The sequence below is a fragment of the Nonomuraea rhizosphaerae genome (assembly GCF_019396405.1).
Classification (GTDB): domain Bacteria; phylum Actinomycetota; class Actinomycetes; order Streptosporangiales; family Streptosporangiaceae; genus Nonomuraea; species Nonomuraea rhizosphaerae.
Genome location: NZ_JAHKRL010000440.1, coordinates 1 through 16963, shown reverse-complemented (window position 1 = coordinate 16963; position 16963 = coordinate 1). Strand labels below are relative to the sequence as shown.

The following is a 16963-nucleotide window of genomic DNA, read 5'->3' as shown; positions in this document are numbered from 1 at the left end:
CGCTGCCCAGACCCGTCGACCTGGCCCCCGGACCGGCCAGGATCGACGCCGCCACCGGTGAGGTCACCGACCTGCCCTCGCCCGCCCCGCGCCCGCAGGTCCCCGGAACGCTCACCGAGATCACCGCGACCGCCGACGACGGCGCCACGATCCGCGCCTGGCTCGCGCTGCCGGAGGGCGCCTCGGCCGACAGCCCCGCGCCGTTCCTGCTGTGGATCCACGGCGGCCCCGTCGCCTCGTGGAACGACTGGCAGTGGCGCTGGCAGTCCTGGGTCATGACCCAGCACGGCTACGCGGTGCTGCTGCCGGACCCGTGCCTGTCCACAGGGTACGGTCAGGAGATGATCGACCGCGGCTGGGGCGACTGGGGCCCGCGCACCCTGGCCGACCTCGACGCGATCGTGGACGTGGCCGTGGCCAGGGACGACATCGACGGCGACCGGATCGGCGCGATGGGCGGCTCGTACGGCGGCTACATGGCCAACTGGGTCGCCGGCCACAGCGACCGCTACAGGGCCATCGTCACCCACGCCTCGCTGTGGAACCTCGACCAGTTCGCCGGCACCACCGACGCCTCCATGTACTGGCAGCGGGAGTTCGGCGAGCCGGGCTCCGAGCGGTACGCCAAGCTGTCCCCGCACCACGCGCTCGACAGCATCAGCACGCCGATGCTGGTCATCCACGGCGACAAGGACTACCGGGTGCCGATCGGCGAGGCGCTGCGCCTGTGGTGGGACCTGCAGCGTAAGAACGTCGAGTCGAAGTTCCTCTACTTCCCCGACGAGAACCACTGGATCCTCAAGCCCGGCAACGCCGTCGCCTGGTACGAGACCGTGCTCGCCTTCCTCGCCCAGCACGTCCTCGGCCAGGAGTGGAAGCGCCCGGACTCGGTGGCGTGATGAGCGACCTGCTGAGGCTGGCCGAGGAGATCGCCCGCGAGGCGGGTGACATGCTCCTGGCCAAACGCCCCACCATGTCCGAAGAAGTCGCGACAAAGTCCAGCCCTACCGACGTGGTCACCGCCCTGGACACGGCCTCCGAGGAGCTGATCCGCGCCCGCGTCAAGGAGGCCAGGCCCGGCGACCGGGTCCTGGGCGAGGAAGGCGGCGAGGAAGGCGGTGAGGAGGGCGGCGACTCCGGGGTCCGCTGGATCGTCGACCCCGTCGACGGCACGGTCAACTTCCTGTACGGGCTGCCGGAGTGGGCGGTCTCCATCGCCGTCGAGGTGGACGGCGAGATCGTCGCCGGGGTGGTGAACGTGCCGCCGCGCGGCGAGGTGTTCACCGCGGCGCGCGGCGAGGGCGCCTGGCTCGGCGGCGAGCGGCTGCGCTGCAACACCGGCGTGCCGCTGTCGCGGGCGCTGGTGGCGACCGGGTTCGGCTACCTGAGGGAGCGCCGCGCGGTGCAGGCCCAGGTGCTGGCCTCGGTGCTGCCACGGGTGCGCGACATCAGGCGCGGCGGCTCGTGCGCCATCGACATCTGCTCGGTCGCCTCCGGCCGGGTGGACGCCTACTACGAGCGGGGCACCAACTACTGGGACTTCGCCGCGGCCGGGCTGGTGGCCACCGAGGCCGGGGCCAGGATCGGCGGGCTGAACGGCCGGCCGTACAGCGTCGAGTTCGGGATGTGCGCCGGGGCGAGCCTGTACGACGAGCTGCACGACCTGCTCGTCACGCTCGCCCCCGAGCGCGACTCCTGAGACCCGGCGGGTGGGACACGGCGGATGACACGCGGCGGCCGGAGCCTTCCTCCATGGCGCATGGCGCCGGCCGGCGCGTCACCGTTCAAATGTCACCGTTCAAATGTCACCGTGCTTCAGGTGTCACCGTTTCACTGGGGCAACGGGATGCCGTGATCGTCCGCAAGACGGCGCAGGTCCTCGATCTCGGCGGTGAGGGTGTCGGCGAGGTAGTCGTCACCGGCGCTGCGGGCCTCCCGAAGGCCCTTGTAAGCCTGGTCGAGGCGGCTTTCGATCGTGGTCGTGAACTCGCCCATCTCACCTACTCTCATCAGGGGTTCGCATTCCGGGCGATGGGACCACCCGTCGCGCACACGTAGCCTGCGGAAGGCACGCGACGATGGGTGTCCAGCACCCATACCCAGCCCCGTCGCTTACCGAAACATGAATCTTGCCGCCGCTTGCGCGACGGATCCCCTGACATGCCTTACCGTGCGCTTATCGCGGGTGTGGGCAGAATGAGGCAGCAGAACCGGAGAGAGGTGTGCCAGGCGTGCGAGTGCTGGTGGTGGAGGACGAGCGGGTTCTCGCGGACGCAATCGCGACCGGTCTGCGGCGCGAGGCCATGGCGGTGGACGTGGCCTACGACGGGGGCGGCGCGCTGGAGCGCACGTCCTACATCGACTACGACGTGATCGTGCTGGACCGCGACCTGCCGGTCGTGCACGGGGACGAGGTCTGCCGCCGGCTGGTGGAGCAGCGCACGGCCTCGCGCATCCTCATGCTGACCGCGTCGGGCGACGTGGACGACAAGGTGGAGGGTCTGGGCCTGGGCGCGGACGACTACCTGGCCAAGCCGTTCGTCTTCGTCGAGCTGGTCGCCCGCGTGCGGGCGCTCGGCCGCAGGTCCGCGCCCGCCCTGCCGCCCGTGCTGGAGCGGGGCGGGATCCGGCTCGACCCGGGCAAGCGCCTGGTCGAGCGCGAGGGCAAGGAGATCGTCCTGACCAAGAAGGAGTTCGCGGTCCTCGAGGAGCTGATGCGGGCGGAGGGCGCCGTCGTCAGCCAGGAGGACCTGCTGGACAAGGCCTGGGACGAGAACATCGACCCCTTCACCAACGTGGTGCGGGTGACGATGATGACGCTTCGCAAGAAGCTCGGTGATCCGCAGGTGATCGAGACGGTGCCCGGAGTGGGATACAAGTTGTGACAGAACGGCCTGATCGCAAGGCGGTGCCGACGCACCCGATGATCAGCCCGCATTCGGAGCGGAGCGGGTCGGTTCCGCCTCCGGTCGGGCCGCCGGTGTGGGACGGCCCCCCGCCGCCCATGTACGCCAAGTCCCAGCCCGGCACGATCGAGCTGGTCAAGATGCTGCCGGGCAAGGTCAGCATCCGGTGGCGGCTCACCATCGCCTACAGCGCGCTGTTCTTCGTCGCCTCGTGCGTGCTGCTGGCCTCCATGTACGCGATCGTCGGCACGGCGATCGACTCGGCCTGGCCGGAGCTGAACACCGAGGGCGTGGACGCCATCGACGCGGCGATCGTGCACGCCCAGTGGGTCACCGCCCAGAAGCAGACCGTGGCCCACGCCCGCGACGCGCTGCTGCAGAGCTCGTTCCTGGCCCTGCTGGGCGTCGGCCTCCTGGCGCTGATCCTCGGCTACTTCGTGGCCGACCGGGCGATGCGGCCGGTCAGCCAGATGACGGCCACGGCCAAGCAGCTCTCGGAGAGCACGCTGGCCCACCGGCGGATCGACCTGGAGGGCCCCAACGACGAGCTGAAGGAGCTGGCCGACACCTTCGACGCCATGCTGACCCGGCTCAACCTGGCCTTCGACACCCAGCGCAGGTTCGTCGCCAACGCCTCGCACGAGCTGCGGACCCCGCTGACCATCAACAGGACGGTGCTGGAGATCGCGCTGTCCGACCCGGAGGCGTCGGGTGACCTGAAGACGCTGGGCCGGACTCTGCTGGAGGTGAACGCGCGCAACGAGAAGCTCATCGAGGGGCTGCTGCTGCTGGCCAGGAGCGAGCGGGAGCTGGCGGTGCGCAAGCCGCTGGAGGTCCAGGAGGTGGCGCGGACCGCCGTCGAGCAGGTCACGCCATTCGCCGAGGAGAACGGTGTGACGATCACCACCGAACTGGTCAGCGCGCCTACCGTGGGCGATCCGGTGCTCCTGGAGCGCTCTGTCAGCAACCTGCTGGAGAACGCCATCAAGTACAACATTCCCGAAAACGGAAAAGTATGGATCCGTACGGGAATGGTGGACGGGGCACTCGTTGTTCAGGTGGCCAACACGGGGCAGCACGTCCCGGCGTACGAGGTGAACAGCCTGTTCGAGCCGTTCAGGAGGCTCCACGCCGACCGCGTGGAATCGGCCAAGGGAGCAGGTCTGGGGCTGTCCATCGTTCGTGCTGTCGTGCAGGCGCACGGTGGAAATGTGACCGCCGTGCCACGGGAGGGCGGAGGACTTGTCGTGACCATTCGGCTGCCGAGACGCTGATCCGGCGTGTTGCACCATGGCAGGCGTCTCGTTGACGGCGCACATGTGGTTGGATGTGCCGTCGAACACGGTGGTGCATGCCGCCAAGGCTGTGGGTTTCGCCATATTTGGCTAACTCGCCGCCGGCAGCAGCAGGGCCTGACGTGTTGGGAGGTTCACAGTCCCTTGCCGCTGGGTACCGAAGCAAAAATTCCCCCGGCGGAACGGGCACAAGATGAACCTCCTGGACGTTAGAAGACGCGCGATGAGCGCGAAGACGTATAGATGAGGGGGATGGAGCAAGCACAATGGCTACCGATTACGACAGCCCGCGCAAGACTGACGACGACCTGGGGGAAGACAGCCTCCAGGAGCTTCAGGCGCGGCGCACCGACAAGTCGTCCGGCAGCATCGACATCGACGAGACCGACCTGGCCGAGTCGCTGGAGCTGCCCGGCGCCGACCTGTCGAACGAAGAGCTCAGCCTGCGGGTCATCCCGCGTCAGGCCGATGAGTTCACCTGCTCACGATGCTTCCTAGTGCACCACCGCAGCCAGCTGGCCTCGGAGAAGAACGGCCAGCAGGTGTGCCGGGAGTGCGCCGCCTGACGAAGGAGGCAACGCGTGGCTGTACCTGAGAAGGACCATCAGCAACCAGGACACGAGAACGCCGACCCCGACCGCGAGGTCGGCGAGCTCGTGGGCAGGCTCACCGAACCCGGTGAGCTCGAGCCGGCCGAGCGGCGCAGGCTGCTCGGCCGCCTAGCCCGCTCCTTGGCCTCAGGCGCCGCGAAGGCGCGCGAGGCCGGAGTCGGGCGTGGCCGCTGGCTGGCCGATGTGTTCCTGAACATCGCGCCCCGCATCCCTATCAGAGACCTGCACACGCTGTCGGAGCATCATCACGGCCTGACCGGTGAACAACTCGCCGACGACCTGGTACGCACCGCGCAGAAGGCGACGATGACCGTCGGCGCCATCGGCGGGGCGCTCGCCGCCGCGGAGTTCGCGGCACCACCCCTCCTCCTCTCCGCCCCCGCCCAGCTCGTCGCCGAGACCATCGTGGTCGCGGCCATCGAGGTCAAGCTGCTGGCGGAGCTTCACGAGGTGTACGGCGTGCGCGTCCAGGGCACCGGCACGCAACGAGCGGCCGCCTTCGCGGCGGCCTGGGCCAGACAGCGCGGGATCGACCCCCTCGCCCCCGCTTCCGTCTCGCTCGCGCTCGGCGCGGCCACCAAGTCAGCTCTTCGTAACCGTCTCATGCGCACACTCGGGCGCCATCTCACCACGCTGGGCCCGTTTCTCACCGGAGCTGTCGCCGGTGGCGCTCTCAACCGCATGGCCACCAAGAAACTTGGCGAGGCCATCCGCGACGACCTGCGGGGCAAGCTCCCGCCGGGCCAACGCTCGAAGGAGCTAGACCCTTAGGCCGTCGAAGGTCATCTTGAGCAGCGCGTCAGCCAGATCGTCCGCCGAGCCCCCGCGGACAGGCTGGTACCACTCGGTGATCGAGTTCACGGTCCCGAACAGCAGCCGCGTCACCAGTGACGGATCCACGTCCGCGCGGATGCGGCCGTCGGCCGCCGCCTCCTTGACCAGCCGGCTCACGAACCTGTCGAACTCCCGCCGCCGCTCCAGCGCCGCCTGCTCGGTCACGCTGTTGCCGCGCACCCGCAGCAGCAGCGTCACGTACGGCAGCCGGTCGACGAGGATGCGCACGCTCTGCCGCACCACCCACTCCAGGCGGTCGATCGCCGGGCCCGCGGCGGCCCGTTCGTCGGCGATCATCGCGAACAGGCCGTCCAGCGCCCGGTCCAGCGCCCGCGACAGGATCTGCTCCTTGCCCGGCACGTGGTAGTAGATCGCCGACTTGGTCACGCCGAGCGCCCTGGCCAGGTCCTCCATGCTGGTGCCGTCGTAACCGCGCTCGTTGAAGACGCCCACGGCGATGGAGAGCACGGACTCGGGGTCGTGCCCGCGCTTGCGCCGGCGGGTCGCGGTGGTGGACATATGGTCAAGTATCCCGCTTGTCGATGACCCGTTTGAGCTTGCCCACCGAGCGCTCCAGCGTCTCCGGGTCCACGACCTCGACCTCGACGTGCACGCCGACCGTGTCCTTGACGGCCCGGCGCACGGCCTCGGCGGCCTGCCCGCGTCCCTGGAAGCCCGGCCGCGCCTCGACCCTGACCGTCATCACGTCCAGCCGTCCCGGACGGGTCAGGTGCACCTGGAAGTGCGGCGACAGGCCGGGCACCCGCAGCACGACCTCCTCGATCTGGGTCGGGAAGACGTTCACCCCGCGCAGGATGATCATGTCGTCGGTGCGCCCGGTCACCTTCTCCATCCGCCGGAACGCCGGCCGCGCGGTGCCCGGCAGCAGCCTGGTCAGGTCGCGGGTGCGGTAGCGGACGATCGGCATGGCCTCCTTGGTGAGGCTGGTGAAGACCAGCTCACCCGCCTCGGCCGGCTCGCCCGTGAACGGGTCCACGGTCTCGGGGTAGAAGTGGTCCTCCCACACGTGCAGGCCGTCCTTCGACTCCACGCACTCGTTGGCCACGCCGGGCCCCATGACCTCCGACAGGCCGTAGATGTCGACCGCGTCCAGGTCGAAGCGCTCCTCGATCTCCGCGCGCATCTCCTCGGTCCACGGCTCGGCGCCGAAGATCCCGATCCGCGGCGAGGAGGCGCGGGGGTCGAGCCCCTGCCGCTCGAACTCGTCCAGCAGCGCCAGCATGTACGACGGCGTCACCATGATCACGCGGGGCCGGAAGTCCTCGATCAGCCGCACCTGCCGGGGCGTCATCCCGCCCGAGACCGGCACCACGGTGCAGCCGAGCCGCTCGGCCCCGTAGTGGGCGCCCAGGCCGCCGGTGAACAGGCCGTAGCCGTAGGCGACGTGCACGACGTCACCCGGCCGCCCGCCCGAGGCGCGGATCGAACGGGCCATCACGCCGGCCCAGACGTCGAGGTCGGCCTTGGTGTAGCCGACGACGGTGGGCTGCCCGGTGGTGCCGCTGGAGGCGTGGATCCGCGCCACCCGCTCCCTCGGCACGGCGAACATCCCGAACGGGTAGCCCTCGCGCAGGTCCTGCTTCGTGGTGAACGGGAACTTCGCCAGGTCGCCGAGGTCCTTGCAGTCGGCGGGGTGCACCCCGTGCTCGTCGAACTTCCTGCGGTAGGCGGGGACGTTGTCGTAGGCGTGGCGCAGCGTCCGTTGAAGGCGTTCGAGCTGGAGCGCCCTCAGCTCGTCGCGGGAGGCGCGCTCGATCGGGTCCAGGCTGGCGGGATCAGGGGCGGTACCCAGTCTCATCGTGACAGCTCCCTGCTGCGTCCTCTGAACTCGGCCACGACCTCGCCGCCGGCCTTGCGGACCGTGACGTCGTAGATGCCGCTGCGCCCGTAGCGGGTGCGCTCGACGGCCTCGGCCGTCAGCTCGTCGCCGGCGTGGGCGGGAGCCACGAACGTGACCTCCGCGCCCGCGGCGACCGTCACCGGACCGTGGCTGTTGCACGCGCACGCGAACGCCGTGTCGGCCAGCAGGAAGACAAAGCCGCCGTGGCACAGCGCGTGCCCGTTGATCATCTGGCCGGTCACCTTCATGCGGCACACCGCCCGGCCGGGCCCCAGCTCCGCCAGCTCGATGCCCAGGGCCGCGGAGGCGGTGTCGGCGTCCATCATGCGACGCGCGCTCTCCAACGCAAGTCTCCCTTGTCAACTGACCGAATGTTCGGTAAACACTTCACCGTCCGGCCTGATCCCTGTCAAGGGAGGTGCCCATGGCCAAGCCCTTCGCCTCGTCCACGGACCTGGGCGAGAAACGGCAGTCGTTCGAGGTCCTGGCGGAAGGCGTGTACGCGCTCACCGCCGAGGGCGATCCCAACGTCGGCGCGATCGAGGGCGAGGACTTCCTGGTCTGCTTCGAGGCGCTGGCCACCCCGGTCGCCGCCGGGGAGTGGCTCGCCAAGCTGCGCGAGCACACCGCCAAGCCGATCCGCTACCTGGTCCTGTCGCACTACCACGCGGTACGCGTGCTGGGCGCCTCGGCGTTCGGCGCCGACGTGATCGTCACGCACGACCGGACCAGGGCGCTGATCGCCGAGCGGGGCGCCGAGGACTGGGCCAGCGAGTACGCCCGCATGCCCCGCCTGTTCAAGGAACCCGCCTCGATCCCCGGCCTGACCTGGCCCACGGCGACGTTCAGCGACACCTTCACCATCGACCTGGGCGGCGGGCGCGGCGACCTGGTGCTGGCCCACTGCGGGCGCGGCCACACCGAGGGCGACCTGGTGGCCTGGCTGCCACGACAGCGGATCATGTTCGCCGGCGACCTGGTCGAGTCGCAGGCCGCCCTCTACACCGGCGACGCCTTCCACCGCGACTGGTCGGCCTCCACCCTCGACCGGGTGGCCGCGTTCGGCGCGCGGACGCTGGTCGGCGGCAGGGGAGCGGTGGCCAGGGGCGAGGAGGAGGTGGCCGCCGCCATCGCGCAGACCAGGCACTTCCTGGCCGTGATGCTGCGCGAGGTCGGCGCGGCCCGCGAGGCGGGCGGCACGCTCAGGGACGCCTTCGCCGCCACGCACCGGGCCCTGGAGCCCCGCTACGGCTCCTGGCCGATCTTCGAGCACTGCCTGCCGTTCAACGTCTCGCGCCTGTGGGACGAGCTGGACGGCGTCGAACGGCCCCGGATCTGGACCGCCGAGCGGGACCGCGAGGTATGGGAGCAGCTCCAGTCGTGAGCGCCAGGCCTGCCGGTGGACCGGTCATCGTGATCGGCGCGGGGCCCGTCGGCCAGACCGCCGCGCTGCTGCTGGCCCGCTGGGGCCTGTCCGTGCTCGTGCTCGACCGGGCCCACGGCCGCTCGCGCGAGGGGTCGAAGTCCATCTGCCAGCAGCGCGACGTGCTCGACATCTGGTCGTCGGTCGGCGCGGGCCGGGTCGCCGAGGAGGGGCTGACCTGGACCACCGCCCGCACCTACTACCGGGGCCGGGAGCTGTTCTCCTGGTCGTTCGAGCACCAGGGGCCGCTGCCGCCGTTCGTCAACATCTCGCAGGCGCGCACCGAGCGCATCCTCGACGAGGCCATCGCCGCCCAGCCGCTCATCGAGGTCCGCTGGGACCACGAGGTCACCGCGATCACCCAGGACGCCGCCGGGGTCACCGTCCACTGCGGCGAGCGGGAGCTGCGCGCCCCGTACGCGGTGGCCTGCGCGGGCGCCGGCGCCAGGGCCGTGCGCGAGTCCCTGGGCGTCTCCTTCGACGGGGAGACGTTCGCCGACCAGTTCCTCATCTGCGACATCAGGGCCGACCTGCCCGGCTGGGAGCACGAGCGGCGCTTCCACTTCGACCCCGACTGGAATCCTGGCCGCCAGGTGCTCATCCACCCCTGCCCGGAGGGCACGTTCCGCATCGACTGGCAGATCCCGCCGGGCGCCGTGCCCTCGGACGCCGAGGTCGGCGAGATGATCAGGCGGATCATCGGCGAGCGCGACCACGAGCTGCTGTGGCGCACCACCTACCGCTTCCACTCCCGCCTGGCCTCCCGCATGCGGGTCGGCCGGGTGCTGCTGGCCGGGGACTGCGCGCACCTCATGGCGCCCTTCGGCGCCCGGGGGCTCAACTCCGGCGTGCCGGACGCCGAGAACGCCGCCTGGAAGGTGGCCTTCGTCGCCAACGGCTGGGCGCCGGAGGAGCTGCTGGAGACCTACCACGACGAGCGGCACGCCGCCGCCCGCGAGAACCTGGAGGTCACCGGCACCACCATGCGCTTCCTCGCGCCCCGGGACGAGCGCGAGCGGGCCCGCCGCCGGGCGGTGCTGGACGGGGGCGTGCGCGAGGAGATCGACTCCGCCCGCTTCGCCGAGCCGTACTGGTACGTGGACTCGCCCCTCACCACGCCCGAGCCGAGCCGCCCGTTCGCGGGCAGGCCGCCCAAGGGGACCGTTCCGCCGCCCGCGCCCGGTGTCGCGCTGGCGGACGTGCCGCTCCCGGGAGGGGGCAGATTGCGGGAATTCTGCCGGGCCGGAATCCTCGTACTACTGGGGGATATGTGTAACTTGAGTTTGTTTGCGCAGGTCCTGGGCAAGGTCACTACGGCGCCGCTCGCCGTTCGCGAGCTCGCGGCATTGGACCGCTCCGGCGGCCTGGCGAAGACGCTGGGCGCAGAGCCGGGCGACGCCTGGATCATCAGGCCTGACGCCCACATTGCCGCGATCATCCCCCAGGCGGGGCCCGAGCGGGTGGCGGCCGCCGTGAGCCGCGCCTTGCGGCTCTCGCACGAAAGAGCCTAGGAGGACTTGGGTGGATGGCCGTAGCTCGTTCCTGATCGTCGCGAACCGGTTGCCGGTGGATCGCACGGTCGAGCCCGACGGCACGGCCTCATGGCGCAGGAGCCCGGGCGGGCTCGTGACCGCGATCGCCCCGGTCATGCAGCGCCGCCACGGCGCCTGGATCGGCTGGCACGGCGCGCCCGACGAGGAGCTGGAGCCGCTGGAGCAGGACGGCATGAACCTCATCCCGGTCCCGCTGTCGGCCCGCGAGGTGGAGCTGTACTACGAGGGCTTCTCCAACGCCACGCTGTGGCCCCTCTACCACGACGCGATCGCGCCGCCGATCTTCGAGCGCGAGATGTGGGACGCCTACCGCGCCGTCAACCAGCGCTTCGCCGAGGCCGCGGCGCGGACCGCCGACCGGAACGCGATCGTCTGGGTGCAGGACTACCAGCTCCAGCTCGTGCCCGCCATGCTGCGCAAGCTCCGGCCCGACCTGAAGATCGGGTTCTTCCTGCACATCCCGTTCCCGCCGGTCGAGCTGTTCTGGCGGCTGCCGTGGCGCAAGGAGCTCGTCGAAGGGCTGCTCGGGGCCGACCTGGTCGGCTTCCAGCTCCCCGGCGGCGCCTCGAACTTCCGCCGGCTGTGCCGCAGGCTGCTCGGCCTGCCGTACAAGGGGAACGAGATCTTCCTCGACGACCGGATCGTCACCACGCAGGCCTTCCCCATCTCGGTGGACTTCGGCGAGCTGGACGACATGGTGCGCCGCCCCGACATCGTCACCCGCGCCAAGGAGATCCGGGCCGAGCTGGGCGACCCCGAGCACGTGCTGCTCGGCGTGGACCGGCTCGACTACACCAAGGGGATCGGCCTGCGGCTGGAGGCGTTCGGCGAGCTGATCAAGGAGGGCAAGGTGGTGCCCGGCGAGGCGGTGTTCGTGCAGATCGCCACGCCGAGCCGGGAGCGCGTGGACGAGTACCGCCGGCTGCGCGACGACATCGAGCTGCAGGTCGGCCGGATCAACGGCGAGCACGCCATGCTCGGCACGCAGCCGATCCAGTACTTCCACCAGTCGTACGGCCGGGAGGAACTGGCCGCCCTCTACCTGGCCGCCGACGTCATGGTGGTCACCCCGCTGCGCGACGGCATGAACCTGGTGGCCAAGGAGTACGTCTCCTGCCACCACGACCTGCGCGGCGCCCTCGTGCTCAGCGAGTTCGCCGGGGCCGCCGACGAGATGCGGCAGTCGTACCTGGTCAACCCGTACGACGTGGAGGACGTCAAGCGCCAGATGATGGCGGCGATGCGGGCCACGCCGCACGAGCTGGCCCGGCGCATGCGCACGTTGCGCCGCCGGGTCGCCACCTACGACGTGGACCGCTGGGCCGGCGAGTTCCTCAATGCCCTGGAGTCACCTGCTTCACAGCCTTCCACGCGTCATAGCGCTTCTTGGCGGTCCGGTTGACCACGATCTGGGCCACGGACATCCCGACGCCCATCACCACCGCGTAGCCGATCGCCTCGGCCATGCTGACCTCGGGTGACTCCGAGTCCACCGGCGGTTCCTTGCCGGTGGTCTTCACCCAGACGATCCCGAGGATCTTCCTGGCCGCCCACGCGGTCACCAGACCCACCAGGCCGCCGATCACCCGCCAGGCGATATCGGGCTTGTCGTCTGCCATCCGAACGTCTCCTTCCCCTGTGTAACGAACACTAGTCTCTACCGCTCCGAGGCCCGGTGACGCCGTACCATAAGGAGGCATGAATCAGCAGCGTCTACACCATGCGCCCATGCCGGAGAAACCGACTCTCGACGGCTTGGAGCAGGTATGGGTAGCCCGCTGGGAAGACCAGGGCACCTACCGGTTCGACAGGTCCAAGGCGCGCGAGCAGGTCTACTCGATCGACACGCCGCCGCCCACCGTCTCCGGGTCCCTCCACGTCGGTCACGTCTTCTCCTACACGCACACGGACACCATCGCCCGCTTCCAGCGGATGCGCGGGCGCGAGGTCTTCTACCCGATGGGGTGGGACGACAACGGCCTGCCCACCGAGCGCCGGGTACAGAACCACTTCGGCGTCCGCTGTGATCCTTCGGTGCCCTACGACCGCGACTTCACACCTCCGGCCAAGCCCGACCCCAAGCGGCAGGTGTCGATCTCGCGCGGCAACTTCATCGAGCTGTGCGAGCGGCTGACGGTCGAGGACGAGCGGGCCTTCGAGGAGCTGTGGCGGCGCCTCGGGCTGTCGGTCGACTGGACCATGACGTACGCCACGATCGACGGCGCGTCACGGGCCGCCTCCCAGCGGGCGTTCCTGCGCAACCTGGCGCGCGGCGAGGCGTACATGGCCGAGGCACCCACCCTGTGGGACGTCTCCTTCCGCACCGCCGTCGCCCAGGCGGAGCTGGAGGACCGCGAATGGCCGGGCGCCTTCCACCGCCTGTCCTTCTACGGCGAGAAGGGGCCGGTCTGGATCGAGACGACCAGGCCCGAGCTGCTGCCCGCCTGCGTCGCACTGGTGGCCCACCCCGAGGACGAGCGCTACAAGCCGCTGTTCGGCACCTCGGTGCTGACGCCGCTGTTCGGCGCCGAGGTGCCCGTGCTGGCCCACCGCCTGGCCGAGCCCGACAAGGGGTCCGGCATCGCGATGGTCTGCACGTTCGGCGACATCACCGACGTCACCTGGTGGCGTGAGCTGGCGCTGGAGACCAGGCCGATCATCGGCAAGGACGGGCGGCTGCTGCCCGAGCCGCCCGAGGGCGTGGAGGCGGAGCCGTACAAGGAGCTGGCCGGCAAGACCGTCCACAGCGCCCGCGAGCGCGTCGTGGAGCTGCTGCGCGAGTCCGGCGACCTGGACGGCGACCCGCGCCCGACCCAGCGGCAGGTGAAGTTCTACGAGAAGGGCGAGCGCCCGCTGGAGATCGTCACCACCCGCCAGTGGTACATCCGCAACGGCGGGCGCGACGCCACGCTGCGTCAGCGGCTCCTGGACAGGGGCGCCGAGCTGCGCTGGTTCCCCCAGCACATGAAGGTCCGCTACGACAACTGGGTGCAGGGCCTGGCCGGTGACTGGCTGATCTCCAGGCAGCGCTTCTTCGGCGTGCCGATCCCCGTCTGGTACCCGCTGAACGGGGCGGGCGAGCGCGACTACTCGCGCCCGCTGACCCCCTCGGAGGACCAGCTCCCGGTCGACCCGTCCTCGCAGGTGCCCGAGGGGTACACCGAGGAGCAGCGGGACGTCCCCGGCGGGTTCGCCGCCGACCCGGACATCATGGACACCTGGGCGACCTCGTCGCTGTCGCCGGAGATCGTCGGCGGCTGGGAGCGCGACCCCGACCTGTTCGGCCGGGTGTTCCCGATGGACCTGCGGCCGCAGGCGCACGAGATCATCCGCACCTGGCTGTTCTCCACCGTGGTCAGGGCGCACCAGGAGTTCGGCACGCTGCCGTGGCGCGACATCGCCATCTCGGGCTGGATCCTCGACCCCGACCGCAAGAAGATGTCCAAGTCCAAGGGCAACGTCACGACGCCGCTGGGGCTGCTGCAGGAGTACGGCTCCGACGCGGTCCGCTACTGGGCGGCCGGCGGGCGGCCCGGCACCGACACCGCCTTCGACACCGGGCAGATCAAGGTGGGGCGGCGGCTGGCCATCAAGATCCTGAACGCGTCGAAGTTCGTGCTCGGCTTCCCGGCGCCGTCCGGCGGATCTTCCGGTGAGGTCACCGAGCCGCTCGACCTGTCGATGCTGGCGGCGCTGTCCGGGGTGGTCGAGGAGGCCACGCGGGCGTTCGAGGGTTACGACTACACCCGCGCCCTGGAGAGCACCGAGCGGTTCTTCTGGGCGTTCTGCGACGACTACCTGGAGCTGGTCAAGGCCAGGGCGTACGAGAGCGGCCCGGAGGCGGCCTCGGCCCACGCGGCGCTGCGCCAGGCGCTCGACGTGATGCTGCGGCTGTTCGCTCCGTTCCTGCCGTTCGTCACCGAGGAGGTGTGGTCCTGGTGGCGCGAGGGCTCGGTGCACCGGGCCTCCTGGCCGGTCCTGGAGGCCGGCCCGGGCGACCCGGCGGTGCTCACCGTGGCCGCCGACGTGCTCGCCCGGATCCGCAAGGCCAAGTCGGCGGCCAAGCTGTCGATGCGCGCCGAGGTGTCCCGCCTGACCGTGTCCGGGCCCGAGGTGGGCCTGGTCCGGCTGGCGCAGGACGACCTGTGCGGGGCGGGCAACGTCGAGGAGTTCGTGCTGGAGGACGGGCCCGAGTTCGCCGTCGAGGTCGTACTGGAGGAATAGCTCCCGCCGGTGTCGTGTCCGGCCGCGCGCCGATCGTCTAATGACCGGGGGGCATCTGCCCCCGGTAGCGAACAAGACGGAGGGCATCGTGCCGGACGAGGACGACAAGCAGGCAGCATTCCGGGCCCTGGCGGACCGGGTGCTGAACGGGGAGGGCCAGGCCTCCGCCCGGCAGCGGGCAGGGGCATTCCGCAACCACGGCCTCGCCCCGCCGCTGGCCGCGCTGATCGGCAAGGTCGCCGACCGGCCGGCCCAGGTCACCCGGGAGGACCTGGCGGCGGCGCGGGCGTCCGGCTGCACCGAGGACCAGCTCTTCGAGCTGGTGATCTGCGCCGCGGTCGGCCACTCCGCCCGCCTGTACGAGGCGGGGCTGTCCGCCCTGGCCGAGGCGACCGGCGAGGGGAGCCCGGGCCATGTGGCTTGACATCCTCGACCGCGGCTACCGCCCCGGCACCAAGCTGCTCTTCGCGCTGATCCGGCTGCTGTCCGGGCAGCCGCTGCCGGACGCCGCCAAGGTGGTCTTCTACCGGCCCGACTTCTACGGCACCCGCGCCAAGGAGTTCACCCACGAGGCGATGCGCGGGCCGTCGGCCTGGTCGGTGGGCGACCGGGAGCTGATGGCGGCCTACGTGTCCCAGGTGAACGAGTGCGCGTTCTGCGTCGGCGCGCACACCGCGACCGCGCGGCAGGCCTGCCACGACGCGTCACGGGTCGCGGCGGTGCTGACCGACCTGGACTCGGCCCCGATCGAGGAGCCGCTGCGGGCGACCCTGCGCATGCTCGGCAGGCTGACCCGGGAGGGGAAGGCCGGCGCCGAGGACATGCGGCAGGTGCTGGCCGCCGGCGCCTCACCCGAGCAGGTCAAGGACGCGCTGGCGGTCTGCGCCGCCTTCAACGTCACCAACCGGCTCGCCGACGCCTTCGGCTTCGAGCGACTCACCCCCCAGGGGTACGAGGCGGGAGCCCGGCACCTGCTCAAGCGGGGCTACCGGTAACCGCCGAGCACGGCGTGCTGCGCGAGCAGCCCGGCCCGGGTCCGGTTGGGGCAGCCCAGCTTGACCAGGACGCGCGACACGTGCCCCTTGACCGTCGCCTCGGACAGGTGCAGCCGGCGGGCGATCTCGGCGTTGGACAGACCCTCGCCGAGGCAGCCGAGGACCTCCCGCTCCCGCCCGGTCAGGGCTTCGATCAGCGTGAGCCTGCCGTCCTGGTCCGCCCGCCGGCCGGCGGCCGCGTTCAGCAGCCGCCGCGTCGTGGCGCCGGACAGCACGGTGTGGCCGCCGGCCGCCACCCGGACCAGCCCGATCAGGTCCTCGGGCGGGGTGGACTTGAGCAGGAACCCGGCCGCCCCCGCCTCCAGGGCCCGCAGGACGTGCTGGTCGGTGTCGAAGGTGGTGAGCGCGACCACGACGGGCGGCTCACGCAGCGCCGCGATGTGACGGATGGCGGTGACGCCGTCGACGCCCGGCATCCGCAGGTCCATCAGCACGAGGCCGGGACGGTGCCGGGTGACGGCGTCGAGCGCCTCGGCGCCGTCGTACGCCTCGCCGGCGATCTCCACGTCGGCGGCGGTGCCGAGGATCGTCCGCAGGTGCGCGCAGACCAGCGGGTCGTCGTCGACCAGAAGGACGCGGATCATGGGCCCCGTCCTGTCACTTGCGGTCCTGTCACTTGGGGTCCTGTCACTCGGGGTCCTGTCGCTCCTGGGGCCGAGGGCAGGTCCGCCTCGACCCGGTAGCCGCCGCCGGCGCACGGTCCGGCGCGCAGCGTGCCGTCGATCAGCTCGATCCGCCGCCGCAGGCCGAGCAGGCCGGTCCCGGAGCCCGCCGACGCCAGCACGGCGTCACCCGCCCCGGTCGGCGCGGTGTTGCTGACGCTCACCCGGACGCCGCCGGCGGAACACCGCACCTGGAGCCGGACCCGCGCCCCGGGCGCGTGCTTGCGCGCGTTCGTCAGGGCCTCCTGGACGACCCGGTACGCGGTACGGCCGACCACGGGCGGCAGCAGGCACGGCCCGTCCGCGCCGTCCACCTCGACGATCGTCCCGACCGACCGCGCAGACTCCACCAGCGCGGACAGATCGGGCATCGGTTCGAGCGCTCCCGCGCCCGCCGGGTCCGCCGGGGCGGCGGCGTTGAGCAGGCCGACGAGATCACCCAGCTCGCCGAGGGTCTGGCAGCCGGTCGTCCGCAGCTGTCCCGCCGCCTGCCTGGTCGCCTCGTCGGCGGCGGTCAGCTGCAACGCCCCGGCCTGCAG

Annotated in this window: 19 protein-coding genes; 12 read left to right on the top strand and 7 right to left on the bottom strand. The window is 71.1% G+C overall.

Annotation, left to right across the window (positions count from 1 at the left end):
- Together KME77_RS22675 and KME77_RS22670 are read left to right on the top strand one after the other, a co-directional pair.
- Positions 1-899, top strand: an 899-nt coding sequence (locus KME77_RS22675) for an alpha/beta hydrolase family protein (RefSeq protein ID WP_219470944.1), incomplete at its 5' end; no start/stop codon positions are given.
- A complete protein-coding gene (locus KME77_RS22670; RefSeq protein ID WP_219470943.1) occupies positions 899-1699 on the top strand; it encodes an inositol monophosphatase family protein in 801 nt (266 codons plus the stop codon). The genes KME77_RS22675 and KME77_RS22670, both read left to right, overlap by 1 nt.
- 131 nt (positions 1700-1830) lie before the next feature.
- Here KME77_RS22670 and KME77_RS22665 read toward each other — a convergent pair whose 3' ends face one another.
- Entirely contained in the window at positions 1831-1995 is a 165-nt protein-coding gene (locus KME77_RS22665; protein ID WP_219470942.1) for a hypothetical protein, read from the bottom strand.
- Positions 1996-2231: 236 nt separating this feature from the next.
- Between KME77_RS22665 and KME77_RS22660 the strand changes: the two genes are divergently transcribed.
- The 4 genes from KME77_RS22660 to KME77_RS22645 all read left to right on the top strand — a co-directional run bounded on the left by KME77_RS22660 (position 2232) and on the right by KME77_RS22645 (position 5583).
- Positions 2232-2885, top strand: a complete 654-nt coding sequence (locus tag KME77_RS22660) for a response regulator transcription factor (RefSeq protein WP_219470941.1) — start codon at positions 2232-2234, stop codon at positions 2883-2885.
- Positions 2886-2923: 38 nt separating this feature from the next.
- Positions 2924-4180 (top strand): sensor histidine kinase, encoded by a 1257-nt coding sequence (locus KME77_RS22655; RefSeq protein WP_219470947.1) that lies wholly within the window; start codon positions 2924-2926, stop codon positions 4178-4180.
- Between the two features lie 287 nt (positions 4181-4467).
- Positions 4468-4767, top strand: coding sequence for a DUF4193 domain-containing protein (locus KME77_RS22650; protein ID WP_020542847.1), 300 nt, complete (start codon positions 4468-4470; stop codon positions 4765-4767).
- Positions 4768-4782: 15 nt separating this feature from the next.
- Positions 4783-5583 (top strand): hypothetical protein, encoded by an 801-nt coding sequence (locus KME77_RS22645; RefSeq protein WP_308250832.1) that lies wholly within the window; start codon positions 4783-4785, stop codon positions 5581-5583.
- Here KME77_RS22645 and KME77_RS22640 read toward each other — a convergent pair.
- The 3 genes from KME77_RS22640 to paaI are packed head-to-tail and all read right to left on the bottom strand — an operon-like array spanning position 5572 to position 7833.
- A complete protein-coding gene (locus tag KME77_RS22640; protein WP_219470940.1) occupies positions 5572-6165 on the bottom strand; it encodes a TetR/AcrR family transcriptional regulator in 594 nt (197 codons plus the stop codon). The two genes, KME77_RS22645 and KME77_RS22640, sit on opposite strands and share 12 nt — an antisense overlap.
- Before the next feature lie 4 nt (positions 6166-6169).
- Positions 6170-7465 carry a phenylacetate--CoA ligase PaaK gene (gene paaK / locus KME77_RS22635; protein WP_219470939.1) on the bottom strand — a complete coding sequence of 432 codons (1296 nt, stop codon included), beginning with the start codon at positions 7463-7465 and terminating at the stop codon, positions 6170-6172.
- A complete protein-coding gene (gene paaI, locus KME77_RS22630) occupies positions 7462-7833 on the bottom strand; it encodes a hydroxyphenylacetyl-CoA thioesterase PaaI (protein ID WP_219470945.1) in 372 nt (123 codons plus the stop codon). The genes paaK and paaI overlap by 4 nt, the downstream gene beginning before the upstream one ends.
- 98 nt (positions 7834-7931) lie before the next feature.
- On the opposite strand from paaI, the gene KME77_RS22625 reads away from it, so the two are divergent.
- Genes KME77_RS22625 through KME77_RS22615 form a run of 3 tightly spaced genes read left to right on the top strand, consistent with a single transcriptional unit; the run spans position 7932 to position 11885 of the window.
- Positions 7932-8891 (top strand): MBL fold metallo-hydrolase, encoded by a 960-nt coding sequence (locus tag KME77_RS22625; protein ID WP_219470938.1) that lies wholly within the window; start codon positions 7932-7934, stop codon positions 8889-8891.
- Positions 8888-10441: an FAD-dependent monooxygenase gene (locus tag KME77_RS22620; protein ID WP_308250831.1), complete on the top strand. Its 1554-nt coding sequence runs from the start codon at positions 8888-8890 to the stop codon at positions 10439-10441. The genes KME77_RS22625 and KME77_RS22620 overlap by 4 nt, the downstream gene beginning before the upstream one ends.
- A gap of 10 nt (positions 10442-10451) precedes the next feature.
- Positions 10452-11885: an alpha,alpha-trehalose-phosphate synthase (UDP-forming) gene (locus KME77_RS22615; protein ID WP_219470936.1), complete on the top strand. Its 1434-nt coding sequence runs from the start codon at positions 10452-10454 to the stop codon at positions 11883-11885.
- Here KME77_RS22615 and KME77_RS22610 read toward each other — a convergent pair.
- Positions 11818-12102: a DUF4235 domain-containing protein gene (locus KME77_RS22610; RefSeq protein WP_219470935.1), complete on the bottom strand. Its 285-nt coding sequence runs from the start codon at positions 12100-12102 to the stop codon at positions 11818-11820. The two genes, KME77_RS22615 and KME77_RS22610, sit on opposite strands and share 68 nt — an antisense overlap.
- Positions 12103-12211: 109 nt before the next feature.
- Here KME77_RS22610 and valS point away from each other — a divergent pair, with 109 nt between their 5' ends.
- Genes valS through KME77_RS22595 form a run of 3 tightly spaced genes read left to right on the top strand, consistent with a single transcriptional unit; the run spans position 12212 to position 15702 of the window.
- Complete coding sequence (gene valS, locus KME77_RS22605) at positions 12212-14707, top strand: valine--tRNA ligase (protein ID WP_219470934.1); 2496 nt, start codon at positions 12212-12214, stop codon at positions 14705-14707.
- A gap of 40 nt (positions 14708-14747) precedes the next feature.
- The gene (locus KME77_RS22600) at positions 14748-15131 is read left to right on the top strand and encodes a hypothetical protein (RefSeq protein WP_219470933.1); all 384 of its coding nucleotides are present in this window, start codon (positions 14748-14750) and stop codon (positions 15129-15131) included.
- The gene (locus tag KME77_RS22595; RefSeq protein ID WP_219470932.1) at positions 15121-15702 is read left to right on the top strand and encodes a carboxymuconolactone decarboxylase family protein; all 582 of its coding nucleotides are present in this window, start codon (positions 15121-15123) and stop codon (positions 15700-15702) included. Before KME77_RS22600 ends, KME77_RS22595 begins: the two co-directional genes overlap by 11 nt.
- Here KME77_RS22595 and KME77_RS22590 read toward each other — a convergent pair.
- Both KME77_RS22590 and KME77_RS22585 read right to left on the bottom strand, forming a co-directional pair.
- Positions 15693-16346: a response regulator gene (locus KME77_RS22590; protein WP_219470931.1), complete on the bottom strand. Its 654-nt coding sequence runs from the start codon at positions 16344-16346 to the stop codon at positions 15693-15695. The genes KME77_RS22595 and KME77_RS22590 overlap by 10 nt on opposite strands.
- On the bottom strand, positions 16343-16963 hold a 621-nt coding region (locus KME77_RS22585; protein ID WP_372451210.1), incomplete at its 5' end, for a sensor histidine kinase. The genes KME77_RS22585 and KME77_RS22590, both read right to left, overlap by 4 nt.